Origin of the sequence: Anaerophaga thermohalophila str. Valhall (genome assembly GCF_000250735.1) — a bacterium.
In the GTDB taxonomy this organism is placed as follows: domain Bacteria; phylum Bacteroidota; class Bacteroidia; order Bacteroidales; family Marinilabiliaceae; genus Anaerophaga; species Anaerophaga thermohalophila_A.
On record NZ_AHZV01000321.1, the window covers coordinates 1 to 535 of the forward strand.

Annotated in this window: 1 protein-coding gene; it reads left to right on the top strand. The window is 47.1% G+C overall.

What is annotated here, in order from left to right; translation table 11 throughout:
• The first annotated feature begins 223 nt into the window (after positions 1 to 223).
• Positions 224 to 385, top strand: coding sequence for a hypothetical protein (locus OQ5_RS21420; RefSeq protein ID WP_016778538.1), 162 nt, complete (start codon positions 224 to 226; stop codon positions 383 to 385).
• Positions 386 to 535: the final 150 nt, after the last annotated feature.

A 535-nucleotide genomic window follows, 5' to 3' on the forward strand; every position in this document is an offset into this window, starting at 1 on the left:
AAAACCCGGAACTCAAAACCCGGAACCCGGAACCAATTCTTACAATTAAGTGGCAGAGCCGGGCGGCCGAATAAACCAATCAACCAATTAACCACTCAGCCCCAAACCCACACCCCCTGACCCCCTGAAAGGGGAACCCCCAACCCGCGGAAACTGACCAGGAACAAGCAACCCTCAACCTGCAATGCGCACCCAGCACGCAGCAACTCCAAACACCAAAAGAATGCGCTTAACATCTCACGAAATAAAAGCGATCAAAACAATTACCAATAAAATTTTTGGTGAACAGGCTACTGTGTCTCTTTTCGGATCCAGAGTTGACGACATGAAAAAAGGGGGTGATATCGATCTTCTGATCAAATGTCCTGATAAAAATCAACCCTAACACCCCGTACCCATCCGGTCTGAGGTTGAGATTAAGGTTAAGAATTCACCACGGAGATTGAAGGCAGAAGATAGAAGCAAGTAGAGACGCACGGCCGTGCGTCTCTCAAAAAATACACCACATAAGACCACAGAAGATCACATAAGATAG